The 25,322-nt window shown below is 71.2% G+C and carries 24 protein-coding genes; 10 read left to right on the top strand and 14 right to left on the bottom strand.

Translation table 11 applies throughout. The annotated features are described in order from the left end of the window. Window positions 1-40: 40 nt before the first annotated feature. Window positions 41-661, bottom strand: coding sequence for an aa3-type cytochrome oxidase subunit III (gene ctaE, locus IEZ11_RS01485; protein ID WP_189260663.1), 621 nt, complete (start codon window positions 659-661; stop codon window positions 41-43). Window positions 662-839: 178 nt separating this feature from the next. On the opposite strand from ctaE, the gene IEZ11_RS01480 reads away from it, so the two are divergent. Next, on the top strand, window positions 840-1,241 hold the full coding sequence (locus tag IEZ11_RS01480; RefSeq protein ID WP_189260662.1) for a response regulator: 402 nt from the start codon (window positions 840-842) through the stop codon (window positions 1,239-1,241). Window positions 1,242-1,338: 97 nt separating this feature from the next. Here IEZ11_RS01480 and IEZ11_RS01475 read toward each other — a convergent pair whose 3' ends face one another. The 4 genes from IEZ11_RS01475 to ctaC form a co-directional block, all read right to left on the bottom strand. Beyond that, window positions 1,339-2,601: a L,D-transpeptidase gene (locus IEZ11_RS01475; RefSeq protein ID WP_189260661.1), complete on the bottom strand. Its 1,263-nt coding sequence runs from the start codon at window positions 2,599-2,601 to the stop codon at window positions 1,339-1,341. A gap of 152 nt (window positions 2,602-2,753) precedes the next feature. Then, window positions 2,754-3,152, bottom strand: coding sequence for a cytochrome c oxidase subunit 4 (locus tag IEZ11_RS01470; RefSeq protein ID WP_189260660.1), 399 nt, complete (start codon window positions 3,150-3,152; stop codon window positions 2,754-2,756). After that, window positions 3,149-4,882, bottom strand: coding sequence for an aa3-type cytochrome oxidase subunit I (ctaD, locus tag IEZ11_RS01465; protein WP_189260659.1), 1,734 nt, complete (start codon window positions 4,880-4,882; stop codon window positions 3,149-3,151). The genes IEZ11_RS01470 and ctaD overlap by 4 nt, the downstream gene beginning before the upstream one ends. After that, complete coding sequence (gene ctaC, locus IEZ11_RS01460) at window positions 4,879-5,841, bottom strand: aa3-type cytochrome oxidase subunit II (RefSeq protein ID WP_189260658.1); 963 nt, start codon at window positions 5,839-5,841, stop codon at window positions 4,879-4,881. The genes ctaD and ctaC overlap by 4 nt, the downstream gene beginning before the upstream one ends. A gap of 324 nt (window positions 5,842-6,165) precedes the next feature. On the opposite strand from ctaC, the gene IEZ11_RS01455 reads away from it, so the two are divergent. Continuing rightward, window positions 6,166-7,542 carry a cysteine desulfurase/sulfurtransferase TusA family protein gene (locus IEZ11_RS01455; RefSeq protein WP_189260657.1) on the top strand — a complete coding sequence of 459 codons (1,377 nt, stop codon included), beginning with the start codon at window positions 6,166-6,168 and terminating at the stop codon, window positions 7,540-7,542. Between the two features lie 63 nt (window positions 7,543-7,605). On the opposite strand, the gene IEZ11_RS01450 is transcribed toward IEZ11_RS01455, so the two are convergent. Further along, window positions 7,606-8,580: a carbohydrate kinase family protein gene (locus IEZ11_RS01450; RefSeq protein ID WP_189260656.1), complete on the bottom strand. Its 975-nt coding sequence runs from the start codon at window positions 8,578-8,580 to the stop codon at window positions 7,606-7,608. A 133-nt stretch (window positions 8,581-8,713) separates the two neighbouring features. Here IEZ11_RS01450 and IEZ11_RS01445 point away from each other — a divergent pair, with 133 nt between their 5' ends. Both IEZ11_RS01445 and IEZ11_RS01440 read left to right on the top strand, forming a co-directional pair. Then, window positions 8,714-8,923: a hypothetical protein gene (locus IEZ11_RS01445; protein ID WP_189260655.1), complete on the top strand. Its 210-nt coding sequence runs from the start codon at window positions 8,714-8,716 to the stop codon at window positions 8,921-8,923. Window positions 8,924-9,028: 105 nt separating this feature from the next. Further along, window positions 9,029-10,918 carry a hypothetical protein gene (locus IEZ11_RS01440; protein WP_229712769.1) on the top strand — a complete coding sequence of 630 codons (1,890 nt, stop codon included), beginning with the start codon at window positions 9,029-9,031 and terminating at the stop codon, window positions 10,916-10,918. 75 nt (window positions 10,919-10,993) lie between these two features. Here the strand turns inward: IEZ11_RS01440 and IEZ11_RS01435 are convergent, their stop codons facing one another. Beyond that, the gene (locus IEZ11_RS01435) at window positions 10,994-11,350 is read right to left on the bottom strand and encodes an iron-sulfur cluster assembly accessory protein (RefSeq protein ID WP_030951236.1); all 357 of its coding nucleotides are present in this window, start codon (window positions 11,348-11,350) and stop codon (window positions 10,994-10,996) included. Window positions 11,351-11,623: 273 nt separating this feature from the next. On the opposite strand from IEZ11_RS01435, the gene nadA reads away from it, so the two are divergent. Next, window positions 11,624-12,820, top strand: a complete 1,197-nt coding sequence (gene nadA, locus IEZ11_RS01430) for a quinolinate synthase NadA (protein WP_189260654.1) — start codon at window positions 11,624-11,626, stop codon at window positions 12,818-12,820. Window positions 12,821-12,836: 16 nt separating this feature from the next. Here nadA and IEZ11_RS01425 read toward each other — a convergent pair whose 3' ends face one another. The 5 genes from IEZ11_RS01425 to IEZ11_RS01405 form a co-directional block, all read right to left on the bottom strand. After that, on the bottom strand, window positions 12,837-15,065 hold the full coding sequence (locus IEZ11_RS01425; RefSeq protein WP_189260653.1) for a protein kinase domain-containing protein: 2,229 nt from the start codon (window positions 15,063-15,065) through the stop codon (window positions 12,837-12,839). Between the two features lie 138 nt (window positions 15,066-15,203). Then, window positions 15,204-15,887 (bottom strand): response regulator, encoded by a 684-nt coding sequence (locus IEZ11_RS01420; RefSeq protein WP_189260652.1) that lies wholly within the window; start codon window positions 15,885-15,887, stop codon window positions 15,204-15,206. Next, window positions 15,884-17,152 (bottom strand): sensor histidine kinase, encoded by a 1,269-nt coding sequence (locus tag IEZ11_RS01415; RefSeq protein WP_189260651.1) that lies wholly within the window; start codon window positions 17,150-17,152, stop codon window positions 15,884-15,886. Before IEZ11_RS01415 ends, IEZ11_RS01420 begins: the two co-directional genes overlap by 4 nt. Before the next feature lie 125 nt (window positions 17,153-17,277). Further along, on the bottom strand, window positions 17,278-17,556 hold the full coding sequence (pspAA, locus tag IEZ11_RS01410) for a PspA-associated protein PspAA (protein ID WP_189261095.1): 279 nt from the start codon (window positions 17,554-17,556) through the stop codon (window positions 17,278-17,280). A gap of 28 nt (window positions 17,557-17,584) precedes the next feature. After that, window positions 17,585-18,376 (bottom strand): PspA/IM30 family protein, encoded by a 792-nt coding sequence (locus IEZ11_RS01405; protein WP_189260650.1) that lies wholly within the window; start codon window positions 18,374-18,376, stop codon window positions 17,585-17,587. Window positions 18,377-18,576: 200 nt separating this feature from the next. Between IEZ11_RS01405 and IEZ11_RS01400 the strand changes: the two genes are divergently transcribed. The 3 genes from IEZ11_RS01400 (at window position 18,577) to IEZ11_RS01390 (ending at window position 21,190) form a co-directional block, all read left to right on the top strand. Next, the gene (locus IEZ11_RS01400; RefSeq protein WP_189260649.1) at window positions 18,577-19,251 is read left to right on the top strand and encodes a DUF3043 domain-containing protein; all 675 of its coding nucleotides are present in this window, start codon (window positions 18,577-18,579) and stop codon (window positions 19,249-19,251) included. Window positions 19,252-19,334: 83 nt separating this feature from the next. After that, complete coding sequence (locus tag IEZ11_RS01395; protein ID WP_189261094.1) at window positions 19,335-20,036, top strand: class I SAM-dependent methyltransferase; 702 nt, start codon at window positions 19,335-19,337, stop codon at window positions 20,034-20,036. A gap of 74 nt (window positions 20,037-20,110) precedes the next feature. Further along, window positions 20,111-21,190: a S1C family serine protease gene (locus IEZ11_RS01390; protein ID WP_189260648.1), complete on the top strand. Its 1,080-nt coding sequence runs from the start codon at window positions 20,111-20,113 to the stop codon at window positions 21,188-21,190. 46 nt (window positions 21,191-21,236) lie between these two features. Here the strand turns inward: IEZ11_RS01390 and IEZ11_RS01385 are convergent, their stop codons facing one another. Beyond that, on the bottom strand, window positions 21,237-21,449 hold the full coding sequence (locus IEZ11_RS01385) for a hypothetical protein (RefSeq protein ID WP_189260647.1): 213 nt from the start codon (window positions 21,447-21,449) through the stop codon (window positions 21,237-21,239). 203 nt (window positions 21,450-21,652) lie between these two features. Here IEZ11_RS01385 and IEZ11_RS01380 point away from each other — a divergent pair, with 203 nt between their 5' ends. Next, window positions 21,653-22,852, top strand: a complete 1,200-nt coding sequence (locus IEZ11_RS01380; protein WP_189260646.1) for a bifunctional adenosylcobinamide kinase/adenosylcobinamide-phosphate guanylyltransferase — start codon at window positions 21,653-21,655, stop codon at window positions 22,850-22,852. A gap of 175 nt (window positions 22,853-23,027) precedes the next feature. On the opposite strand, the gene IEZ11_RS01375 is transcribed toward IEZ11_RS01380, so the two are convergent. Then, a complete protein-coding gene (locus tag IEZ11_RS01375) occupies window positions 23,028-24,005 on the bottom strand; it encodes a class I SAM-dependent methyltransferase (protein WP_189260645.1) in 978 nt (325 codons plus the stop codon). Between the two features lie 150 nt (window positions 24,006-24,155). Here IEZ11_RS01375 and cobT point away from each other — a divergent pair, with 150 nt between their 5' ends. Continuing rightward, window positions 24,156-25,244: a nicotinate-nucleotide--dimethylbenzimidazole phosphoribosyltransferase gene (gene cobT, locus IEZ11_RS01370; RefSeq protein WP_189260644.1), complete on the top strand. Its 1,089-nt coding sequence runs from the start codon at window positions 24,156-24,158 to the stop codon at window positions 25,242-25,244. The last annotated feature ends 78 nt before the right edge of the window (window positions 25,245-25,322 follow it).

The raw sequence follows: 25,322 nt of genomic DNA, 5'->3' as shown, positions 1-25,322 counted from the left end.
TCTGGAAAATGCGCTTCTGCGGCGCGTGGTGCCGGCCCGGCTACTTGATCAGGTAGATCGTGGCGAAGAGGCCGATCCAGACGACGTCGACGAAGTGCCAGTAGTAGGACACGACGATGGCCGCGGTCGCCTGCTCGTGCGTGAACCTCTTCGCCGCGTAGGTGCGCCCCAGGACGAACAGGAAGGCGATGAGGCCGCCCGTCACGTGCATGCCGTGGAAGCCGGTGGTCAGGTAGAACACCGAACCGTACGGGTCGGAGGAGAGGGAGATCCCGTCCTCCTTGACCAGGTTCGTGTACTCGTAGATCTGACCGCCGATGAAGATCGCACCCATGATGAAGGTGACGATGAACCAGCCCCGGAGCTTCTTCACGTCCCCGCGCTCGGCGGCGAACACGCCGAGCTGGCAGGTGAGGGAGGAGAGCACCAGGATCGTGGTGTTGGTCGCCGAGAAGGGGATGTCGAGATGACTCGCCATCTCCTTCCAGTGAGCCTCGCCGGTCACCGATCGCAGGGTGAAGTACATCGCGAAGAGGGCCGCGAAGAACATCAGCTCGGAACTCAGCCAGATGATGGTTCCGACGCTGGTGAGGTTCGGCCTGTTGACCGACGGGTGCGCGTGCCCGGTTTCTACTGTCGTTGCTGTCGCCACGACCGACATTATGTCGGTCGCTTATCTCGCGCTCACTCCGGGGGGTGCCGTTCGGGGTGTCCGCAGCGTGTGTACTGCCCGGATGGCCCATCGAAGCGGTGTTCCAACAGGTGTTGACGAGGTGTTCATGGGAGTAGCATCCGGCGCATCGGTCCTGTCCGTACGACGCTGACGTCTCGGAGGAACAATGCAGCCGACCGCCACGGTGCTGGTCTACAGCGACGACTCCAACACCCGCGAGCAGGTGCGGCTCGCCGCCGGCCGGCGGCCGGCTCCCGATGTGCCCCTCGTCGAGTTCGTGGAGTGCGCGACACCCGAGGCGGTCGTCGCCGAGCTGGACAAGGGTGGCATCGATGTGTGCGTGCTGGACGGCGAGGCGGTGCCCCTGGGCGGCATGGGGGTGTGCCGGCAGATCAAGGACGAGGTGTTCGACTGCCCGCCGGTGCTGGTGCTGATCGGGCGGCCGCAGGATGCGTGGCTCGCCACCTGGAGCCGGGCGGACGGCGCTGTGACGCTGCCGGTGGAGCCGGTGGAGTTCGCGGGGGCACTGGCTTCGCTGTTGCGGCAGAAGAGGCTGCTGAGCGCCTAGGAGGGGGTGGGGCGCGGGTCGCCTGCGCGAGTGCCGGTCGTGGGTGGCTGGTCGCGCAGTTCCCCGCGCCCCTGAGCGGGCTGCCCCTGAGGGCGGTTCACAGTGCGGCCGGCTGCACCCTCGCCGCGTCCTGGGGGTTCTGGGTGTCCTGGGTGCCGGTCGTGAGGGCGCTGCCCTTGCGCCAGTCCTTCCAGGCGAGGTTCCAGTCGCCGAAGCCGTTGCCGAAGTTCTCCATCTGCTTGCCGTTGGAGTTGACGACCTTCACCAGGTCACCCGGGTGGAAGGTGTCGAAGAACCACTCGGCGTTCGAGGTGTTCATGCCGGTGCAGCCGTGGCTGACGTTCTCGTAGCCCTGGGAGCCCACCGACCAGGGCGCGGCGTGCACGTACTCGCCCGACCAGGTCACCCGGGTGGCGTAGTACACCGGGAGGTCGTACGAGTCCGAGGTGCCCTCGGCGATACCGACCGTGGTGCCGCGCATGCGTACGAAGTACTGCTTCTCCAGGACCACCTTGACGCCGTTGCGGGTCTCGAAGCCCGGCTTGCCGGTGGTGACGGGGATCTGGTTGATCTCCTTGTCGTTCCGGTAGACCGTCAGCTGGTGGGCGCTCGCGTCCGTGACGGCGAGCAGCTTGTCGCCGGTGGTGAGCGTGAGGGGCGTGGCCGGGCCGCCCCACAGGCGGTCGCTGATCCTGACGCCGTCCAGGTTGCTGTGCACCTGGATGGTGGCGTGGGCGGGCCAGTAGTCCTTGGGCCGGTAGTGGAGTTCCTTGTCGCTCACCCAGTACCAGGAGCCCGTCACGGCCGGGACGGAGTCGACCCTGAGGGCGCGCTCGACGACGGCGCGCTGGGCCTTGTCCTTGACCTCGTGGTCGAGTTGCGCGGTGACCGGCTGGCCCACGCCGTACTCGCCCGCCTTCGGGCCGAAGGTGACCTTCAGCCGCTGCCGGGTGGTGGGCACGCTGGTGTCGAAGGTGAGGACCTTGCGGCCGGGCGCCCCGTGGTCGTCCTCGGTGCTGACCTGGACCGTGTAGTGGGCGTTGGCGGCCAGCGGCGAGGTGCTGTGCCAGCGGTGGCCGTCGGCGTCGAGTTCGCCCGCCACGAAGCGACCGGTGGCGTCCTCGGCCGTGACGTCCGTGATGCGGTCCTCGTCGCTCTTGGCGACGACCTCCAGGGGCTTGTCGGGGTCGGCCCGCTTCCCCGCACCGGTGGGGGTGTTGAAGGAGATCTGGTCCGCCGCGTCGTACGGCTTGTCCGCGAGGGGGTTGCCGTCCGAACCGCAGGCGGTGACGCCCGCGCCGAGGGCGATCACCAGCAGGGCGCAGCTGACGACGGTACGGGCGCACGGAGAGTGACTCATATTTTCACGCTATGAGAAGTTCTCGGCACCGGCGCGGCAGGTGGTCCGGACGGGGGACCGGTACCGCGCCGAAGGCGGGAGCGGGCCGGGAACGGCGGGAGCCCGGACCCTCCTGACGAAGGGTCCGGGCTCCCGGTGCGCTCGGCGCGTGCCTACTGGGTGCGGTTCTCACCGTGGTAGTACTCGAACACCCAGCCGAAGAGGCCGATCAGGATGATGGGCGCCGCGAAGTACAGCAGCCACCAGCCGACAGCGACACCGAGGAAGGCCAGCGCGCCGCCGACGCCGAGGGCGAGCGGCTGCCAGCTGTGCGGGCTGAAGAAGCCGATCTCGCCGGCGTCGTCCGCGACGTCGGCCTCCTTGTTGTCCTGGGCACCGGCGTCCACCCGCGAGGCCGTGAAGCCCAGGTAGAAGCCGATCATGATGCACAGGCCGAAGGCCATGAAGAGCGCCGTGGTGCCGGCCGCTTCCTTCGACCACACGCCATAGACGATCGCCATGGCGAGGACGAAGACGGCAAGCCACACGAACATGCGGCCCTGGATCTTCACTTGCCGGCCTCCTTGCTGCCCGTGACAGCGGCGGCCGCGTGGCCGTGCTCCAGCTGCTCCAGGGCGGCGATCTCAGGGTGGTGCAGGTCGAACGCCGGGGATTCGCTGCGGATCCGCGGCAGGGTGACGAAGTTGTGCCGCGGGGGCGGGCAGGAGGTCGCCCACTCCAGCGAACGGCCGTAGCCCCACGGGTCGTCGACGCCGACCGGCTTGCCGTACTTCGCCGTCTTCCACACGTTGTAGAGGAACGGCAGGATCGACAGGCCGAGCAGGAAGGAGCTGATCGACGAGATCGTGTTCAGGGTGGTGAAGCCGTCGGCCGCCAGGTAGTCGGCGTACCGGCGCGGCATGCCCTCGGCGCCCAGCCAGTGCTGGACCAGGAAGGTGCCGTGGAAGCCGACGAACAGCGTCCAGAAGGTGATCTTGCCGAGCCGCTCGTCGAGCATCTTGCCCGTCATCTTCGGCCACCAGAAGTGGAAGCCGGAGAACATCGCGAAGACGACCGTGCCGAAGACCACGTAGTGGAAGTGGGCCACCACGAAGTACGAGTCGGAGACGTGGAAGTCCATCGGGGGCGAGGCCAGGATGACACCGGTCAGACCACCGAAGGTGAAGGTGATCAGGAAGCCGGTCGCCCAGAGCATCGGTGTCTCGAAGGACAGCGACCCCTTCCACATGGTGCCGATCCAGTTGAAGAACTTCACACCGGTCGGGACCGCGATCAGGAAGGTCATGAAGGAGAAGAACGGCAGCAGCACACCGCCGGTGACGTACATGTGGTGGGCCCACACCGTCACGGACAGACCGGCGATCGAGATGGTCGCGGCGATCAGGCCCATGTAACCGAACATCGGCTTGCGCGAGAAGACCGGGATGACCTCGGAGATGATGCCGAAGAACGGCAGCGCGATGATGTACACCTCTGGGTGTCCGAAGAACCAGAAGAGGTGTTGCCAGAGCAGTGCTCCGCCGTTGGCCGCGTCGAAGACATGTGCCCCGAATTTCCGATCCGCCTCCAGCGCGAACAGCGCGGCGGCGAGGACGGGGAAGGCGAGCAGCACCAGCACGGCGGTCAGCAGCACGTTCCACACGAAGATCGGCATGCGGAACATCGTCATGCCCGGCGCACGCATGCAGATGATCGTGGTGATGAAGTTGACCGCGCCGAGGATGGTGCCGAAGCCGGAGAAGGCCAGACCCATGATCCACATGTCGGCGCCGATACCCGGCGAGCGGACCGCGTCCGACAGCGGGGAGTAGGCGAACCAGCCGAAGTCGGCCGCACCCTGCGGGGTGAGGAAGCCGCCGACCGCGATGGTCGAGCCGAACAGGTAGAGCCAGTAGGCGAACATGTTCAGCCGCGGGAAGGCGACGTCCGGCGCGCCGATCTGGAGCGGCATGATCCAGTTCGTGAAGCCGGCGAACAGCGGCGTCGCGAACATCAGCAGCATGATCGTGCCGTGCATCGTGAACGCCTGGTTGAACTGCTCGTTCGACATGATCTGCAGACCGGGGCGAGCGAGCTCGGCGCGCATCAGCAGCGCCATCACACCGCCGATCAGGAAGAACGCGAACGACGTGACCAGATACAGCGTTCCGATGGTCTTGTGGTCGGTGGTGGTGAGCCACTTGATGACCACGTTGCCGGGCTGCTTGCGCCTGATCGGCAGCTCATCTGCGTAAGAGCCTTCAGCTGCCGCGGCACCCTGGGGTTCGTTGAGGATGCTCACAGGTTGTTCGTCTCCCGGTTCTTCTCGTGGCTCGTCTGCGCGATGCCGGCGGGAATGTAACCGGTCTGCCCCTTCTTGACGAGGTCCTTGAGGTGCTGCTGGTAGAGCTCGGGCGAGACGACCTTCACGTTGAACAGCATCCGGGAGTGGTCGACACCGCAGAGCTCGGCGCACTTGCCGAGGAAGGTGCCCTCCTGGTTGGGAGTCACCTGGAAGGCGTTGGTGTGACCCGGGACGACGTCCATCTTCATCAGGAACGGCACCACCCAGAAGGAGTGGATGACGTCACGCGAGGTGAGGACGAAGCGGACGGTCTCGCCCTTGGGGAGCCAGAGCGTCGGACCGGGGTTGTGGGTCTCCGGGTTCTTCGTGCCCGGCGTACCCACGTCGTAGACACCGCCGGCGGCCGCCGGGAAGTCCTTCTTGAACCGGTCCGGAATGGCGTCCAGGTTCGGATCGGTCTTCGCGTCGCCGGTGACACCGTCGACGGGCGTGATGTAGTTGAAGCCCCAGCTCCACTGGAAGCCCACCACGTTGACCGTGACGTCGGGCTTCTTGTCGGTGAGGCTGAGCAGCTTCGTCTCGTCGCGCGCCGTGAAGTAGAACAGCACCGAGACGATGATGAGCGGCACCACCGTGTACAGGGCCTCGATCGGCATGTTGTACCGGGTCTGGGCCGGCACCTCGATCTTGGTGCGGCTGCGCCGGTGGAAGACGGCGCTCCAGATGATCAGACCCCACACCAGCACGCCGACGGCGAGCGCGGCGGCCCAGGAGCCCTGCCACAGGGAGAGGATCCGCGGAGCCTCTTCCGTGGCCGGGGTGGGCATACCAAGGCGGGGGAAGTCCTTGTATGTGCAACCGGTAGCGGTCGCAAGGACCAGGCCCGCGGTCATTGCCTGCAGCAGCTTCCGCCGCATCGGGCGCCGCGGCGAGCGGTCGGAGCCGTTGGGACTCACGTAGCGCCTTCCCGAGAGTCTCGCCCGCGCGGTCGGCTGCGGCCTTCTCGCTGGTCGGTCGCCGCCCTGCGTCGGGCAGGGGTTTGGATGTTTATGCGGACCAAACCCTAGCCGACGCGATTCGGGGGGTCGCGGGGAGGGTGGCATACGCGTCGCCTGTCACTCGGTTGGGGTGGGAATGGGCGCCCAATAGCTCGGGTTGGTGGGGTTTCGTGCGCGTGTGCGGGTGCGCGAGGGCTGGTCGCACCCCGCGGCGGAGCCGCATACGGGCACGGCCCCGTGCCCCTGGGTCGGCTGTCCCTGAGGACGATCTAACGTTGCCGCGTGTCCTACTTTGACGCTGCGTCTGCCGCTCCCCTTCATCCCGTCGCCCGTCAGGCGTTGTTGGCCGCCCTGGACGACGGATGGGCCGACCCCTCCCGTCTCTACCGGGAGGGGCGCAAGGCTCGGATGCTGTTGGACGCCGCGCGGGAGGCGGCTGCCGAGGCGGTCGGATGCCGGGCCGACGAGCTGTCCTTCACCCCGTCGGGGACGCGGGCGGTCCACACCGGCATCGCGGGGGCGCTGGCAGGTCGTCGTCGGACGGGACGTCACCTGATCGTGTCAGCCGTCGAACACTCCTCGGTACTCCATTCGGCGGAGGTGTTCGAGGCGGAGGGCGGCCAGGTGACCCGGGTCCCGGTGTCGCGGCAGGGAGCGGTGGACGCCGGCTCCTACGAGGCCGCCATGCGGCCCGACACCGCGCTCGCCTGCCTCCAGTCGGCCAACCACGAAGTGGGCACCGTGCAGCCGGTGGCGGCGGTGGCCGAGGTGTGCCGGGCGGCCGGGGTGCCGTTGCTGGTGGACGCGGCGCAGTCGCTGGGGTGGGGACGGGTGGAGGGCGACTGGTCGGTGCTGACGGCCAGTGCGCACAAATGGGGCGGGCCGAGCGGGGTCGGGCTGCTCGTGGTGCGCAAGGGCGTGCGGTTCGCCGCCCAAGGCGCCTCGGACGAGCGGGAGTCGGGGCGGGCGCCCGGCTTCGAGAACCTGCCGGCGATCGTCGCGGCGGCCGCCTCGCTGCGGGCCGTACGGGCGGAGGCGGAGCAGGAGGCCGTACGGCTGCGGGAGCTGACGGCACGGATCCGGGCGCGGGTGCCGGAGTCGGTGCCGGACGTGGAGGTGGTGGGGGACGCGGAGCTGCGGCTGCCCGGGATCGTCACCTTCTCCTGTCTCTATGTCGACGGGGAGACGCTGCTCCACGAACTGGACCGGGAGGGCTTCTCGGTGTCGTCCGGATCGTCCTGCACGAGCAGCACGCTGACGCCCAGCCATGTGCTGAAGGCGATGGGGGTGCTGAGCGAGGGCAACGTACGGGTGTCGCTGCCGGCGGGGGCGGCGGAGGCGGAGGTGGAGCGGTTCCTGGCGGTGCTGCCGGGGGTGGTGGCGGGGGTACGGGAGAAGCTGGGTGCGCCCGCGCCGGTGGCGGCCGTGCACGAGGACGTCCTGGTCGTGGACGCCCTCGGCAAGCGGTGCCCGATCCCCGTCATCGAGTTGGCGAAGGTCATCGGCACGGTGCCGGTGGGCGGCAGGGTGCGGGTCCTGTCCGATGACGAGGCGGCACGGCTGGACATCCCGGCGTGGTGCGAGATGCGGGGCCAGGAGTACGAGGGTGAGGAGAAGGCCGAAAAAGGAACGGCGTACTTGGTACGCCGGGCGACCTGAACGCCCTTCTTCCAGGGGCGCGGGGAACTGCGCGACCAGCCCCCACGCACCCGCAGCCAGAACTCAGACCAGATGACCCCGGACCTCCTGCGCGGCCTCGTCCCCGTACGCCTTCGTGAACCGCTCCATGAAGTGCCCCCGCCGCAACTGGTACTCCTGCGTCCCCACCGTCTCGATGACGAGGGTCGCCAGCATGCAGCCCACCTGCGCGGCCCGCTCCAGCGAGACCCCCCACGCGAGCCCGGACAGGAACCCGGCGCGGAACGCGTCGCCGACGCCCGTCGGGTCGGCCTTGCGCTCCTCGTCGGGGCAGCCGACCTCGATCGGGTCCTCGCCCACCCGCTCGATCCGGACACCGCGCGCGCCGAGCGTCGTGACCCGGTGGCCGACCTTCGCGAGGATCTCCTCGTCGCTCCAGCCGGTCTTCGTCTCGATGAGCCCCTTCTCGTACTCGTTCGAGAAGAGGTACGTCGCGCCCTCCAGCAGTATCCGGATCTCGTCGCCGTTCATCCGGGCGATCTGCTGGGAGAAGTCGGCGGCGAAGGGGATGGCGCGGGCCCGGCACTCCTCCGTGTGGCGGAGCATGCCCTCCGGGTCGTCGGCGCCGATCAGGACCAGGTCGAGGCCGCCGACCCGGTCGGCCACCGTCTTGAGCTCGATCAGGCGGGCCTCGCTCATCGCGCCCGTGTAGAAGGAGCCGATCTGGTTGTGGTCGGCGTCGGTCGTGCACACGAATCGCGCGGTGTGCAGGGTCTCGGAGATGCGGACGGAGTCCGTGTCGACGCCGTGCCGGCCGAGCCAGGCACGGTACTCGTCGAAGTCGAAGCCCGCCGCGCCGACCAGGACCGGCCGGGTGCCGAGCTGTCCCATGCCGAACGCGATATTCGCGCCGACGCCGCCCCGGCGCACGTCCAGGTTGTCGACCAGGAAGGACAGCGAGACCGTGTGCAACTGGTCCGCGACGAACTGGTCGGCGAAGCGGCCGGGGAAGGTCATGAGGTGGTCGGTGGCGATGGAGCCGGTGACTGCGATGCGCACGGCTGGGACTCTCCTGAGGGGGAGGCGTGATTGACAGTTAACGCTACCGGGTCGGCACGGGCACCCTGAAGGTGCCAAAACTACCCGATAGTAGATCTTTCTTCGCGGTGCCCGGCGTGCTTACGGTTCCGTCATGACGAACCTCAAGGCCCACGCCCCCGCTCCGGCCGACCTCGACGGCGATCTGGCGTCGCTGCGCGGGGACTGCGCCCGGATGGCTCCGCACTGGACGGTTCCCGATCACAGCGATGCCCGTCCGGTGCCGCCGTCACTCATCCACGGGGTGACCGTGCCGAAGAAGTCCGCCAGGCTCCTGGACGCGATGTCCGACTACGGCGACTGAGTCCCGCCCGGCGCGTTCCAGGGAACCGCGCGCCCCCCTCCCGCGTCCCATCGCCGTCCCCCGTGAAAGGGGAGGCGGGATACGACGCTGGCAAGGAGCGATGCGGTGAAGAGCGAGCGACCCGAGAACGACGACGACGCGGCCGCGGGCAACCCCGGGGAGCCCCCCGAGGCCCGGCGGGCCACGGGGTCGCCGAAGGCTGCGGAAGCCGCCGAGGCCGTCCCGGAGTCCGCCGAGGGCGCCGTGGAAGAGGTTCCGGAGCCGGAGACCCCCGAAGCGGCCACGAAACCGGAAGAGGCCGCCGAGCCCGAGCCGGACCAGGCCCCCGCCGCCGAGTTCCCCGCCGCTTCCGCCCCCCGTACGCCCGAGACAACTACCGAGGCCCAGACAACCGCCAAGGCCACCGCCGAGCCGACGGCGGAAGCCGACGCCAAGACCGAGGCCACTGCCGAGCCGGAAGCCGCAGCCGACGTCGAAGCCGAAGCCGCAACCGAGGTGGAGGTCGAGGCCGCTCCCGAGGTCGAGGTCGATCGTCTCTCCTCCCGGCGTCGCTCGCCCGCTCTCGTCGTCGTCTCTGTGGCCGCCGCCGTCCTTCTGGTCGGTGGTGGTGGGGCGTACCTCGCCGCGAGTACCGGTTCCGGCGGCGGCTCCGGTGGTGCGGGCACGGGCACGTCCGGCGGTGCCACTCCCCCGCCCCTCGCCCTGGACGGCTACTCCTCCGGCGGCAACGGCATCGCCCCGGGCGAGCCCAATCCCTACGGCGTGACCTACCGGGCGAGCGGGACGCTCCCCGCAGGGCCCGGTTCGGCCACCGTGTACCAGCCCTCCGGCGAGGTCTCCAAGGACCGGGTCGCCGCGCTGGCGAAGTCGCTCGGGATCGAGGGCACCCCGGTGGCCGAGGGCCAGGTCTGGAAGGTCGGCACGGACAGCGACGGCTCCGGCGGGAGTCTCCAGGTGAACCGGACCGCCCCGGGCATCTGGACGTACAGCCGCTACGCCCCGGGCACCGACAACTGCAAGCGGGGCCTGGTGTGCGCGCAGGACCCGGTCGCACCGGCCGGTGCCCCGGTGAGCGTCGCCGAGGCCGAGAAGGCGGCGGCGCCGGTGCTGAAGGCGCTCGGTCAGGACGCCGCGAAGCTGGACGCGAGCCAGGTCATGGGGGCCCAGCGGGTGGTGAACGCCGCTCCGGTGGTCGGCGGGCTGCCGACGTACGGCTGGGCGACGGGGCTGACCGTCAGCAAGCAGGGCGAGGTGGTCGGCGGCAACGGGATGCTCGCGACGCCGGCGAAGGGCGACACGTATCCGGTGCTGAGCGCCGCGAAGACGCTGGACCTGATGAACGCGGCGCCGCGCTCCGACCACCGGATGGGCATCGGCGGCTGCGCCAGTGCCGTACCGCTGAAGGACCGGCTGGAGCAGCCGTGCAGCGCGTCGACGCCGTCCGCGTCGTCCTCCTCGGCCACCTCCTCGGCCACCTCCTCGGCCACGTCCTCCGCCGTGATCGAGAAGGCGGTGTTCGGGCTTGCCGCGCAGTCCGTCGCCGGCCGGCAGGCACTGGTGCCGTCCTGGCTGTTCCAGGTGCGCGGGGCGGCGGACTCGTACACCGTGGCCTATCCGGCGGTGGAACCGGCGTACCTGGTCTCCGCCTCCGCACCCGCTGCCACACCGACGCCCTCGGCGAGCGCGAGCGCGTCGGCGGGGAGCACGAAGGACGTGAAGGTGGACGGGTACACGAGCGACGACCGCGAGCTGGTCGTCGCGTTCACCGGCGGGGTGTGCGCCGACTACAAGGTGACGGCGGACGAGAGCTCGGAGCAGGTGGTGGTGAAGGTGACCGCGACGCCCTGGCCCGACAAGATCTGCGTGATGATCGCCAAGCAGTACCACCAGGCGGTGCGCCTGGACGCGCCGCTGGACGGCCGGAAGGTGATCGGCACGGACGGCAGGGCCGTCCCGAAGGAGAAGGCGACGACGCTCGACCCGCAGCTGGGCTGAGCACGCTCGAAGGCGGCGGCCCCTCGTGATGAGGGACCGCCGCCTTCGTGCCGTTCCGCTGTCGTGCCCCGCGGCTCAGCTGAAGGAGTCGCCGCAGGCGCAGGAGCCGGTCGCGTTCGGGTTGTCGATCGTGAAGCCCTGCTTCTCGATGGTGTCGACGAAGTCGATCGACGCACCGCCCAGGTACGGGGCGCTCATGCGGTCGGTGACGACCTTGACACCGCCGAAGTCCTTGACGACGTCGCCGTCGAGGGAACGCTCGTCGAAGAAGAGCTGGTAGCGCAGGCCGGAGCAGCCACCGGGCTGGACGGCGACGCGCAGCGCGAGGTCGTCACGGCCTTCCTGGTCGAGCAGGGCCTTCACCTTGGCCGCGGCGGCGTCGCTCAGGATGATGCCGTCGGTGGCGGTGCTGGTCTCGTCCGATACGGACATCTACATCTCTCCCGGGTTGTACGGAGACTGCTTGCCGACGAGTGCAACCGGCGGGTCCGCTGATTCATTCCGGGCCGGCATGCGCGTTCTCGCGTTTTTCCTACCTCTTCATGCTCGCACACGCCCGAAGTCACGCACAGCGGTCGCGGTGACCACCCACAGCGTTCGCCGCCGGGATTCATGTCACATCGACGCTATGGCCGTCGTCAAAGTGACATGAAGCAGTTATGATAGATAACGTCAGAACGACGAAAAGTAGAAAGGGTGCGTGTCGTGACCACCGCCCAGACCACGGAGCTCGACGTACAGCCGACTCCGCTCGCCCTGCTGCTGCTCGGCCGTGAGGCCGACCCGAGGAGCGAGCGGGGCGTCGAGTGCCCCGGCGACCTGCCCTCCCCGTCCGACCCTGACCTGGTCGCGCGGGCCCGCGCCGCCAAGGAGAAGCTCGGCGACAAGGTCTTCGTGCTCGGCCACCACTACCAGCGCGACGAGGTCATCCAGTTCGCCGATGTCACGGGCGACTCCTTCAAGCTGGCCAGGGACGCGGCCGCCCGCCCGGAGGCCGAGTACATCGTCTTCTGCGGTGTGCACTTCATGGCCGAGTCCGCCGACATCCTGACCTCGGACGACCAGAAGGTGGTCCTGCCGGACCTGGCGGCCGGGTGCTCGATGGCGGACATGGCGACGGCCGAGCAGGTCGCCGAGTGCTGGGACGTGCTGACCGAGGCCGGCATAGCCGAGCAGGTCGTGCCCGTCTCGTACATGAACTCGTCCGCGGACATCAAGGCGTTCACGGGCAGGCACGGCGGCACCATCTGCACCTCGTCGAACGCGCAGCGGGCCCTGGAGTGGGCCTTCGAACAGGGGGAGCCCTCGGCGACAAAGGTCCTCTTCCTGCCCGACCAGCACCTGGGCCGCAACACCGCCGTGCGGGACATGGGGATGTCCCTGGACGACTGCGTGCTCTACAACCCGCACAAGCCGAACGGCGGGCTCACGGCGGAGCAGTTGCGGGACGCGAAGATGATCCTGTGGCGCGGCCACTGCTCGGTGCACGGCCGTTTCTCGCTGGACTCGGTCGCCGACGTGCGCGAGCGCATCCCGGGCGTGAACGTCCTCGTCCACCCGGAGTGCAAGCACGAGGTCGTCGCCGCCGCCGACTACGTCGGTTCGACCGAGTACATCATCAAGGCGCTGGAGGCCGCGCCCGCCGGTTCCAAGTGGGCCATCGGCACCGAGCTGAACCTGGTCCGCCGCCTCGCGAACCGTTTCGCGCCGGAAGGCAAGGAGATCGTCTTCCTCGACAGGACGGTCTGCTTCTGCTCGACCATGAACCGCATCGACCTCCCGCACCTGGTCTGGACCCTGGAGTCGCTGGCCGAGGGCAACCTGGTCAACCGCATCGAGGTGGACAAGGAGACCGAGGCGTTCGCCAAGCTGGCCCTGGAGCGGATGCTGGCGCTGCCGTAGCCGTACGGCCCGTGCGTCACCCCGAGTCGACGGCCTTGCGCTCGGGGTGGGCCGGGTCGAGGGTGAAGATCGTGCCGTCGGAGGTCGAGAGGACCAGGGCGCCGCGGTTGAACCAGACGGTCGGGAGCAGGCCGCTGTTGCCGAGCACCTCGGCGCGGGCGCCGGACTCCCACAGCACGGTGCCCCTGGCCGCGTCGAGCGCGACCACCCGGCCGCTCATGCCCGCCATGTACACCGTGCGCCCCTTCGGGTCCACCGATGCCTGGCCCGGCGACTCCAGGGCCGTGTGGCTGCTCCACAGCCGGGCCCCGGTCGTCGGCGAGAAGGCGGTGACCAGGCCGCTGGAGGTGGCCAGGTAGAGCGTGCCGCGGGCCAGCGTGGGCAGGCCGCCCCGGTACTTCTCGGGCAGCGGGACCAGGGTGCGCCGGCCGGTGTCGGGGTCGACCCGCACGATGCGGTGGTAGATCAGGTCGGGGCCGTTGTTCACGTCCTGGTCGTCCGACTCCAGGAAGACCAGCTGTCCGGAGAGGACGCCGACGAAACTGGCCGTCTGGGCGGGAGAGTCCAGGGTGCGCACCGAGCCGTCGGCGGGCCGGACGACGTAGAACCTCGTGGCGTGCGAGCCGTCCGACTGGTCGCCGCAGTCCACATAGGGGAAGTCGCCCGCGGAGAGCATCGAACAGAGCCAGCCCCGGGGCACGGGCACGTTCCGGCGCACACTGCCGTCCCGCGCCGAACGGACGGTGAACGTACTGCCGTCGCCCTCCTGGGTCAGGGTGACCCCGTCGCCGTAGGCCGACCCCAGGCTGTCGGTGCGTACCGCGTGGGACCAGAGCCTGCTGCCGTCCTCGCCGTCGAGGGCCATGACGGACTGGGCCTTCCCCGCGCCGTCGTCGTCGGTGATCTGGAGTTCGACGAGGACCCGGCCGTCGTCGACGCCGAGGACGGTCGTGATGAAGTGGTCGGCCGAGACGCCCGCGGGCGCTATGCCGGAGCGCCAGAGGGTACGGCCGGTGGTGGCGTCGACCCGGGTGGGGAGCAGGGAGGTGCCGCCGCAGTACACGGAGGAGCCGTCCGACACGCAGGCGGGCGAGGTGTCGCCCTCGTAGCCCGGTGCCTTCGCCACCCCGTGCTCGGCGGTCGCGGACACCGTTGTCTGCCAGGGCTTCCAGCCGGTGGGGAGGGCGCCCCAGCGGGATCCGGGGGACGCCGGGGAACCGGTGCGGGCCTGGCCGTCGCCGTTCCAGGGACCCAGCAGCAAGTAGCCGGTCAGGGCGAGCGCGGTCACCGCGGCCGCGGCCAGCAGCGGCCGGGAGACCCGGCGGCGGGGGCGGCGGCCGGTGACCGGCGGAGTGGTGGCGTCGGGGGCGAGGGCGCGGCCGGGGCTGGTGGCGGGCAGGCGCAGGGTCATCGTCTGCGGTTCGGCGGACTCCGGCTCCGGCAGGGCCGCCGCGAACTCCCGGGCCAGGTCGTCGAGTCCGGGCCGGTCGGCGGGGTCCTTGGCCAGGCAGCGCTCCAGGACCGTGCGCAGCGGGCCGGTGACCCCGTCCAGGACGGGCTCGTTGTGGACCACCCGGTAGCCGGTCAGATAGGGGCTGTCGGCGTCGAAGGGGCCGTGACCGGTGACGCAGTACACCAGCAGCGCGCCGAGCGAGAAGACGTCGGAGGCGGGGCCGACGGTACGGGCGTCGGTGAACTGTTCCGGGGACATGAAGGGCGGGGTGCCGACCATCTGCCCGGTCTCGGTGAGGGTGTTGTGGTTCTCGGCGGCCCGGGAGATGCCGAAGTCGATGACGCGGGGGCCGTCCTCGGCGATCAGGACGTTGGCCGGTTTCAGGTCGCGGTGCACCATCCCGGCCCGGTGGATGTCCCGCAGCGCCTCCACCAGGCCGAGGGCCAGCGGCCGGAGTTCGGTGACCCGCAGCGCGCCCTGGGTCCGGATCCGGGCGGCGAGGGAGGGGCCGGGCACGTACTGGGTGGCCATCCAGGGCGTCGGCGCGTCCGGGTCGGCGTCCAGGACGGGGGCGGTGAAGGCGCCGCTCACCCGGCGGGCGGCCTCGACCTCCTGCCGGAACCGGGCGCGGAAGACGGGGTCCTCGGCGTACTGGGCGTGCACCACCTTGACGGCGACCTCGCGCCCGGAGCGCGACCGGCCCCGGTAGACGATGCCCATCCCACCCGCCCCCAGCCGGTCGGCCAGCCGGTAGCCGCCGAGGGACCGTGGGTCGTCCTTGTGCAGCGGCACTCCGAAACTCCCCTTCGCCGACCGGCAGTTCGCGGCGCCAGCATACGGAACGGGCAGGCGCGGACGGCGCTGGACGGCATCGGCGGCAGGGCGTGCACGGCGGTGAGGTCCGGCATCGCCGCGTTCGCGGCGGCGGGGTCAGTCCGTCCTGGGGCGGACCAGGCCCGACTCGTACGCGATCACCACGAGCTGGGCCCGGTCCCGGGCGCCCAGCTTGGCCATGGCCCGGTTGACGTGGGTCTTCACGGTCAGCGGGCTGACCTCCAGGCGTTCGGCGATCTCGTCGTTGGAGTGGCCGCCGGCGACCTGGACCAGGACCTCGCGCTCCCGTGAGGTGAGCGCGTGCAGCCGCTCGGAGCGGGCCGGGTCACGGCCGTCGTCGCCCATGTCGCCCTGGGCGAGGAAGCGGGCGATCAGGCCCTTGGTGGCCGTCGGGGAGAGCAGCGCCTCGCCGCCGGCGGCGACCCGGATGGCGCTCAGCAGTTCCTCGGGTTCGCTGCCCTTGCCGAGGAAGCCGGAGGCGCCCGCCCGCAGCGCCTGGACGACGTAGTCGTCGACCTCGAAGGTCGTGAGGATCACCACGCGGACATGGGCGAGGGAGGCGTCGGCGCTGATCAGCCGGGTGGCGGCGAGTCCGTCCGTGCCCGGCATCCGGATGTCCATCAGGACGACGTCGGCCCCGGACTCCTTGGTCAGCCGCACCGCCTCGGCGCCGTCGGAGGCCTCGCCGACCACCTCCATGTCGGACTCGGAGTCGACGAGCACCCGGAACGCGCTGCGCAGCAGTGCCTGGTCGTCGGCGAGCAGGACACGGATCGTCATACGGAATCTCCCAGGGCGGCCGTACGGTCCTTGGCACGGCCGTGCGTGCGGTCACTCGTACGGTCGTCGGTGTCGGTCTTGACCGGCAGGATCGCATGGACGCGGAAGCCGCCCCCGTAGCGGGGGCCGGTGGTGAGGGTGCCGCGCAGGGCGGTGACGCGCTCACGCATGCCGAGCAGGCCGTGGCCGCCGCCCGCCTCGGGGGCGGTGTCCTCGCCGGAGCCGTTGTCGAGGACGGTGACCTCGATGTGCGGTCCGACGCGTACGACGCTGACCTCGGCCTTGGCGTCGGGTCCGGCGTGCTTCTGCACGTTGGTCAGGGCCTCCTGGATGATCCGGTAGGCGGCCAGGTCGACGGCGGCGGGCGGGGTGGTGCCCTGGTCGGCGCGGGCGACCTCGACCTGGAGGCCTGCGTTGCGGAAGGTGTCGGCGAGCTCCTCCAGCAGGTGGAGGCCGGGGGCGGGCTCGGTCGGCGCCTCCGGGTCGCCGGACTGGCGGAGCAGGCCGACGGTGGCGCGCAGTTCGTTCAGCGCGGAGCGGCTGGCCTCGCGCACGTGGGCGAGGGCCTCCTTGGCCTGGTCGGGCCGCTTGTCCATGACATGTGCGGCGACCCCGGCCTGCACGTTGACCAGGGCGATGTGGTGGGCGACGACGTCGTGCAGGTCACGGGCGATGCGCAGCCGCTCCTCGGCGACCCGGCGGCGGGCCTCCTCCTCCCGGGTCCGCTCGGCGCGCTCGGCACGCTCGCGGATGGCCCGGACGACGGCGCGCCGGCTGCGGACGGCGTCCCCGGCGGTGGCGCCGATGCCGGTCCAGGCGAAGATCGCGAGGTTCTCCTGGGCGTACCACGGCAGCGGGCCGGCCACCATCGCGGCGGTGGTCAGCACGGTCATGGTGAGCAGGCCGGCCCGCAGGGTGGTGCGGCGGTCGGTGGTGGCGGCGACGGTGAACAGGGCGATCACCGCCGCCATCGCGACGGGGGCGCGGGGGTCGCCGGTGACGCACTCCACGACGGAGGCGGCGCCGGTGACGGCCAGGACCGTCTTGGGGGCATGGCGGCGGAAGACCAGGGCCGCGGCGGCGAGCGTCATCAGGACCAGGCTGAGCGGGTCCGGGGCGCGGATGCCCCAGGCGACGCCGTGTGCGCCGTGCGGGGCGGCGAAAGAGCTCACGACCATGCAGACGAGGGCGCCCGCGGCGATGACCGCGTCCACGGCGAGTGGATGGGCGCCGGCTCTGCAGCGGGCTCTTTCGAAGGGGCTCACGTTCTGAACAGTACGGCTGCTTCGTGGTGGCCGGAACCGTCGGTTCGGCCCGCTGCGGGCACCGCCGGGTCTCCCACCCGCCCACCCGACCCGGTCAGCCGAAGAGCCCAGGTCCGGACACCGCGTCAGCCCGGAATCAGACCGTCGTCCCTCAGCAGTGCCCTGACCTCCTCCAGGGTCGCGTCCGGGGACGGGAGGATCAGGTCCGAGGGTTCGAGGGCGTCGTCGGGGAGGGGGGCGCCCAGTTCCCGGACCGTGTCCAGGAGGGCGCCCAGGGTGCGGCGGAAGGCTGCCTCGTCGCCGGACTCGGTCTCCGCGAGGAGCTCGTCGTCCAGCTTGTTCAGTTCGGCGAGGTGGCTGTCGGCCAGCCTCACCTGGCCCTCCCCCATGATCCTCACGACCATGTCGGCCATGTCGCCCTCCAGGCGTCGGCTACTGCTTGTCGAAGCGCGGGGTGTCCTGCGGCTGCTGCGACTGCTGGCCCTGGCCGGTGCCGCCCTCGATCGCCTGCTGGGGCGAACCTCCGGCGAGCTCGGCCTTCATGCGCTGCAGTTCCAGCTCCACATCCGTACCACCGGAGATGCGGTCCAGCTCGGCGGCGATGTCGTCCTTGGCGGTGCCGGTCGGGTCGTCGAGGGCGCCGGAGGCGAGGAGCTCGTCGATGGCGCCGGCGCGGGCCTGGAGCTGCTGCGTCTTGTCCTCGGCACGCTGGATCGCGAGGCCGACGTCGCCCATCTCCTCGGAGATGCCGGTGAAGGCCTCGCCGATCCGGGTCTGGGCCTGGGCGGCGGTGTAGGTGGCCTTGATGGTCTCCTTCTTGGTACGGAAGGCGTCCACCTTGGCCTGGAGGCGCTGGGCCGCGAGGGTGAGCTTCTCCTCCTCGCCCTGGAGGGTGGCGTGCTGCGTCTCCAGGTCGGTCACCTGCTGCTGGAGCGCGGCCCGCCGGGAGAGCGCCTCGCGGGCGAGGTCCTCGCGGCCGAGGGCGAGCGCCTTGCGGCCCTGGTCCTCCAGCTTGCCGGACTGCTGCTGGAGCTGGTTCAGCTGGAGTTCGAGGCGCTTGCGGCTGGTCGCCACGTCGGCGACGCCGCGGCGGACCTTCTGCAGCAGCTCAAGCTGCTTCTGGTACGAGTAGTCGAGGGTCTCGCGCGGGTCCTCGGCCCTGTCCAGGGCCTTGTTCGCCTTCGCGCGGAAGATCATCCCCATACGCTTCATGACACCGCTCATGGGCTTCGCGCGCCCCCTTCTGACGGACTCCAGCTCACAGATCCTGCGACAGGACCCACAGTACGGGCCCTGCCTCCATTACCGCACTGTTCGGGGACCGATGCGCTCATCCCCAAGGACGACTGCGGAAAGCTCCGCTCCGGCACAGGTAGGAGAGGGTCCCCCTGAGCGAAGCGCCTGCAACGTCCCCTCTGTCCCCCATGGAGACGACCGGCGTTGCGGGATCGTTCCCCGCAGGACTAGGGCCCACACCCCACCACCCCGTACCCTTGGGTTTTGTGTTCCGTAGCCGCGCCAAGGATGAGAAGGCCTCCGCCGACAAGGCGGACATGACCGACTCCAAGCAGACCCGTGACCCACAGGCCCCCAAGGGCAGGCCCACGCCCAAGCGCAGTGAGGCCCAGACCCAGCGGCGCAGCGTGGCCAGTACGCCGACGACGCGCAAGGACGCCGCCAAGCGTCAGCGCGACGACCGGCGCGCTGCCATGGACCGGCAGCGCCAGGCGCTGGCCACCGGCGACGAGCGGTACCTGCCCGCCCGTGACAAGGGGCCGGTGCGCAGGTTCGCCCGCGACTGGGTCGACTCGCGTTTCAACGTGGCGGAGTTCTTCCTGCCGCTGGCCGTGGTCATCCTGGTCATGAGCGTGGTCAACAACACGGCGATCAAGAACATCGCACTGCTGCTGTGGCTGGTCGTGATCGTGCTGATCGTGCTCGACGCGGTCGTCAGCGGCATCCGGCTGCGGGGGCGTCTCGCCGAGCGCTTCCCGGACCAGAACCGCAAGGGCGCGGTCGCCTACGCCCTGATGCGCTCCCTCCAGATGCGCCGGCTCCGGCTGCCCAAGCCGCAGGTCAAGCGCGGAGAGCGGCCCTGAGCGCAGAGCCTTTCACCGGGGATGCGGCCGAGGCGTGGCTGAACAAGCTGGGCGGTCTGCGTGACGTCGTGAGGCAGGAGCTGGTGGCCCGGCAGCTCGACGAGCAGATAGCCGGGCGGTTCCCGGTCGGGCAGCGGCTGCGCGTGCTCGACGTGGGGATGGGCCAGGGCACGCAGGCGCTGCGGCTGGCCCGCACCGGTCACCAGGTGACCGGTGTCGAGCGGGAGCCGACGATGATCGCCGCCGCGCGGGAGGCCCTGGCCGGTGAGCCGGTGGGCATCCGCGACCGGGTGCGGATCATCGAGGGGGACGGGCAGGACACGGGCGTCCACTTCCTGCCGGGCAGTTTCGACGTGGTGCTCTGCCACGGCGTCCTGATGTACGTCGAGGAGCCGGACGCGCTGCTCGCCGGGCTGGCCCGGATGCTGGCCCCGGGCGGGCTGCTGTCGCTGCTGGTGCGCAACGCGGACGCGCTGGCCATGCGGCCGGGGCTGAGCGGCGACTGGGCGGGCGCGCTCGACGCCTTCGACACCTTCTCCTACCGCAACCGGCTGGGTCTGGACGTCCGGGCCGACCGGCTGACCACCCTCACCGCCGCCCTCGCCGGCATCGGCGCGCCGTTGCAGTCCTGGTACGGCGTACGGGTGTTCACGGACACGGCCGCGGACGACGCGGGGGCACCGGACGACCTGGCGGCGCTGCTCGCGGCGGAGGAGCGGGCCGGGCGGACGGATCCGTACCGGGCGGTCGCGGCGCTGCTGCACCTGTGCGGGGTCCGCGGCTGACCTCAGCCGGTGCCGCTCCTCGTTCGGGCCAGCAGTACGAGCCGGAGCGTCACCGCCGCGGCGAGACTCGGGGCATGGACGCTTCCCCTCCCCGCCGGACCCGCCGTACGGCCGCCGCGCTGGGCTGCTGCTGTCTCGCCCTGGTCTCCGCGTGTTCCGCCTTCGGGCACGACACGGCCGTGGACGCCTCGGCCGGCCGGACCGCCCGGGTGGGGACCGTTCCCCTGGCGGCGACCGATCTGCAGAACCAGTACCAGAAGGTGATCAAGGAGGTCCTGCCGTCCGTCGTGCAGATCCAGGCCAGCAGCGACCTGGGGTCGGGGGTGGTCTACGACGACAACGGACACATCGTCACCAATGCGCACGTCGTGGGGAACGAGAAGACGTTCAAGGTGACGACCGCCAACACCGAGGAACCGCTCACCGCGACGCTGGTGTACTCCTACCCGCAGCAGGACCTGGCGGTCATCAGGCTCGACAGGGTCCCGGACGGGCTGAAGGCGGCGAGCTTCGGGGACACCGGGAAGGTGCAGGTCGGGCAGATCACGCTGGCCATGGGATCGCCGCTCGGGCTGTCGTCCAGCGTGACCGAGGGGATCGTGTCGGCGACCGGACGGACCGTCAGCGAGAACACCGCGGGCGGCGGTACGGGCGCCACCATCCCGAACATGGTGCAGACCTCGGCGGCCATCAACCCCGGCAACAGCGGCGGCGCCCTGGTCGACCTGGACGGCCGCGTCATCGGCATCCCGACGCTCGCCGCGAGCGACCCCACGCTCGGCGGCAGCGCGGCACCGGGGATCGGGTTCGCCATCCCGGCGTCGATGGTGACGACGGTCGCCGGCCAGATCATCAAGCAGGGCAAGGTCACCGACTCGGGGCGGGCCGCGCTCGGCATCACCGGGCGCACGGTCGTCGATGTGAACTACCAGCCGGCCGGGGTGGCCGTGGTGTCCGTGAAGCCGGGCGACGCGGCCGACCGGGCGGGCATCCGGCCCGGGGACATCATCACCAGGGTGGGTGCGGACGACATCACCACCATCACCTCACTGGCCGAGTCGCTCGCCTCGGACCGGCCGGGGCAGCGGACGACGGTGACGTACAGCCGGGACGACATCGCCCGGACGGTGGATGTGACGCTGGGCGAGCAGTGACGCGGTCCGGGGCGACCGGGTGGGGCCGCCCCGGACCGGGCGCGTTTCAGGACTCTGCGGCGTGCAGGCTCATCGGGCCGTAGATCTCGGTGGTGTCCTCGTAGAGCCGCACCTGGTCGGCGCCGCCGGCCAGCAGTTCCTTCCACTGCTCGCCGATCCAGGACTCGGCGTCGCCCTGGGTGGTGAACTCCTCGGGCTCCACCGCGGGCTGGACCTCCGTCCCGTCGGCCTTCTCGAATCGCCACGTCCATGCCGCCATGTAGGCCTCCTTTGATCCAACCGGTGCATCGTATAAGGGCGCCGGGAAAAACTCCGCTGGTTGCGGGGCATGTGCGGGCCGGTGGGGGCCCGCGCCCACGCGGCGGAGCCGCATATTGATACGGCCCCGCGCCTCTGACGGGGCGAGTCGCGGGGGGGGCGTCGGCTGGAGCGAGAACCGTCAGGACGGGTGAGAATCGGTCCGTGGAAGTGACTTTGCTCGGTACCGGTGCTCCCGAGGGCCTGCCTCGCCCCGACTGTCCCTGTGCGGCCTGTGCGTGTGCCGTCGGGGAGGACGCACGGGCGGCCACCGCGCTGCTCGTCGACGGGACGCTGCTGCTCGACCTGACGCCGGGCGCGGCGTTCGCGGCGGCCCGCGCCGGGCGGTCCCTCGGGGGCGTACGGCAGGTGCTGTTGTCGCATCCGCACGACGGGCCCGCCGTCGAGGTGCCGGCCGGGCTGCCGCAGCCGGCTCGGGTGCCGGACGGGCGGGAGCTGGCGCTGCTGACGGGGCATCGGGTGCGGGCGGTGGCGATGGACGCGGGCGGCACCGGGTACGCGGTGACCGGCCCCGACGGGCAGCGGCTGCTGTACCTGCCGCCGGGCGGGGCACCGGCCGGTCTGGAGAACGGCAGCGCGGACTCGTACGACCTGGTGCTCCTCGACGTGGCCGGCCGGGCGGACGCGCTGGCGCGGCTGCGGGCGGTCGGCTCGGTCGGGCCGGCCACGGATGTCGTGGCCGTCCATCTCGGGCATGACGTGCCGCCCGGCCCGGAGTTGCGGCGGCGGCTGGCGGCGGCCGGGGCGCGGGCGGTGCCGGACGGGACGACGCTGACGGTGGGGGTGTACGAGGACGTGCCCGACGTGCCCCGGCGGACGCTGGTGCTGGGCGGGGCGCGGTCCGGGAAGTCCGTGGAGGCCGAACGGCGGCTGGAGTCCTTCCCCGACGTCCTGTACGTCGCGACGGGCGGCACCCGCGGCGGGGACACCGAGTGGGCGGCGCGGGTGGCCGTGCACCGGGAACGGCGGCCGGGGTCCTGGCGTACGACGGAGACGTGCGACCTGGTGCCGTTGCTGGCGCAGGACGGGCCGCCGTTGCTGATCGACTGTCTGTCGCTGTGGCTGACGGACGCGATGGACGCGGTGGGGGCGTGGGACGACACGGAGTGGGCGGCGGGCGGCGAGAAGGCGCTGCGGGAGCGGGCGCGGGAGCTGACGGAGGCGGTACGGGCGACTCGGCGGACGGTGGTCGCGGTCTCCAACGAGGTGGGATCGGGAATCGTGCCCGCGACGGCTTCGGGGCGCCGCTACCGGGACGAACTGGGCCGTCTGAACGCGGCGTTCGCGGGCGAGTGCGAGCAGGTGGTGCTGGTGGTGGCGGGGCAGGTGGTGGTGCTGAGGTAGTGGGGGGCGGGGGTGGGGACGCTTACCGGCGCTTGCCGGGTGCCGCTGCGCCCACCCGTGCCGCCCTGCGGCACGCCTGCCCGCAGCTATGTGGCTGACGCGAGGGCAGCGCCCCTTCAGGGGCGCGGGGAACTGCGCGATCAACCCCCACCGGCTCGCAGTCGGAACACGGCCGTCACCGCCCCTTTCTCGCGACGATCCGGTACGAGTTCGAGAAAGGCGTACGGCGCAGCAAAGGGGCCAGCGCGTAGTCCAGCATGGCCACCACTGCCACCAGCGGCGCAGCCACGCGCAGCGACCGCTTCGGCAGGACCTGCCCCAGGACCAGCCCGACCGCCGCCGAGATGTCGTACGGCAGGTGGGGCGACCTCCGGTCGGTTCTGAGGATCTCGCAGCCCTGGGACTCCAGTTCCGTCCGGAGGTTGTCCAGCGGCATCAGGTGCAGGTGGCGGGGCTGGCCGTGCGGGATCCACCACTTGCCGAGGAGCCGGGCGAAGGCGCTGCGCGGGTTCGGGACGTCGATCAGGACATGGCCGCCGGGGCGCAGCGCCGTGAGGGCTGCGCGGAGTTCGGCGCGCGGGTCGGGGGTGTGTTCGAGATGGTGGAGCATGCTGACGACGTCGTAGCGGGCACGCAGCCGGGCCAGCACCTCCGGGGCGGCGAGGTAGCCGCAGTGGGCCTCTTCGATATGGCCCTCGGCGCGGGCCCGCGCCACCCGGAGGGTCGGGTCCAGGCCGTCGAAGGAGGTGTAGGCGAAGAGTTCCTTCGCCTGGCGCGGGAAGTGGGCGTGGCCGGTGCCGACGTCCAGCCAGCTCTCCGGCTCCGGCAGCGCCAGCATCAGGCGGGCGGCGGCGCGGTGCCGGCGGCGGCCGGTGCGGGTGGGGTCCAGGCGGGCGGTGTAGTCCTCCAGGCGGCCCTCGTAGAAGTCCTGGTGGTAGCGGGCGAGGCCCTCCGGGGAGAGCCGGGGGTTCTGGAAGGCGTGGGCGCAGTCCCGGCACTCGTCGACGGTGAACGTGCCCGGCCGGTGGTGGAGGAGGTCGGACGTGCGCAGGCGGGTGCGCAGGCGTCTGGAGCCGCACCAGGGGCAGTCCTCGCGGCGCGGTTCGTGGAACCGGCCGGGGCCCGGGGCGAGTTCGGGTGTGGGCGGCGGCATGGGCGGCTCCCTGTGCTCCCTGTACTCCCTGAACGCAATCCACTGCAAACCGGAACGTATGGGATACCGATCTTGCGTGCCAAGACGCCGTGCGGGTGTGGTGGCGATCTGGCACCGAAGCCTTCGTTCGGTGCCGGTACTGTTCGGCGAATGAGCTCGCTTAATCTCGACGACTTCACCGATCTGATCGAGCGCCCCGACGGCGGCGTGCGCCGGGACGCCGAGGCGCGCCGGGAGCGGCTGATCGTGCCGCCCGGGTCGCTGGGCCGCCTCGACGACCTCGGTGAGTGGCTGGCCGCCGCACAGGGTTCGGTACCGGTACGACCGGTCGAACGGCCGCGGGTCCTGCTGTTCGCCGGCGACCACGGCGTCGCCGAACTCGGCGTCTCCGCGCGGCCCGCGGGCAGCGCGGAGCTGCTGGTGCGGGCGATCCTGGAGGGCGCGAGCCCGGTGGCGGTGCTCGCCCGGCGGCTCGGCGTGCCCGTGCGGATCATCGACATGGCGCTGGACTGCGACCCGGACACGCTGCCCGAGGAGGTCGTCCGGCACCGGGTGCGGCGGGGCAGCGGCCGTATCGACATCGAGGACGCGCTGACCCTGGAGGAGGCGGAGGCGGCCTTCCGGGCGGGCGTCGCCCTGGCCGACGAGGAGGCCGACTCGGGGACCGATCTGGTGGTGCTCGGCGACGTCAGCGTCGGCGGCACCACGGCGGCCTCCGTGCTGGTCGCGGCGCTGTGCGGGACGGACGCGTCCGTGGTGACCGGGCGGGGCGGGCTCGCCATCGACGACCTCGCGTGGATGCGGAAGTGTGCGGCGATCCGGGATGCGCTGCGGCGGGCACGGCCGGTGCTCGGGGACCAGTTGCAGCTGCTGGCGACGGTCGGCGGGGCCGACCTCGCGGCGCTGACCGGGTTCCTGTTGCAGGCGGCGGTGCGGAAGTTGCCGGTGGTGCTGGACGGGGTGGTGGTGGCCGCGTGTGCGCTGGTCGCGCAGCGGATCGCGTTCCGGGCGCCGGACTGGTGGCTGGCCGGGCACGGCAGCGGGGAGCCGGGGCAGGCGAAGGCGCTGGACCGGATGGCGCTGGAGCCGCTGCTGGAGCAGGGCGTGAAGGTCGGCGAGGCCACCGGCGCGCTCCTCGCCCTCCCCCTGGTCCAGGCCGCGGCGGCACTGGCGGCCGAACTCCCGGAGAAGCCGGAGTCGGAGGAGAAGCCGGAGTCGGAGGAGAAGACGGCGGAGTGAAGAGGCCCCGCGCCTCTTCAGGGGCGCGGGGAACCGTAAAAGGGTGCGTGTGGCGGGGTTTGGTGTGACGGCGCCCAT

It is taken from the genome of Streptomyces fuscichromogenes, from assembly GCF_014645815.1.
GTDB lineage: Bacteria > Actinomycetota > Actinomycetes > Streptomycetales > Streptomycetaceae > Streptomyces > Streptomyces fuscichromogenes.
Note: the sequence above shows the minus strand (reverse complement) of the source record. Positions and strands in the feature narration are given on the sequence as shown.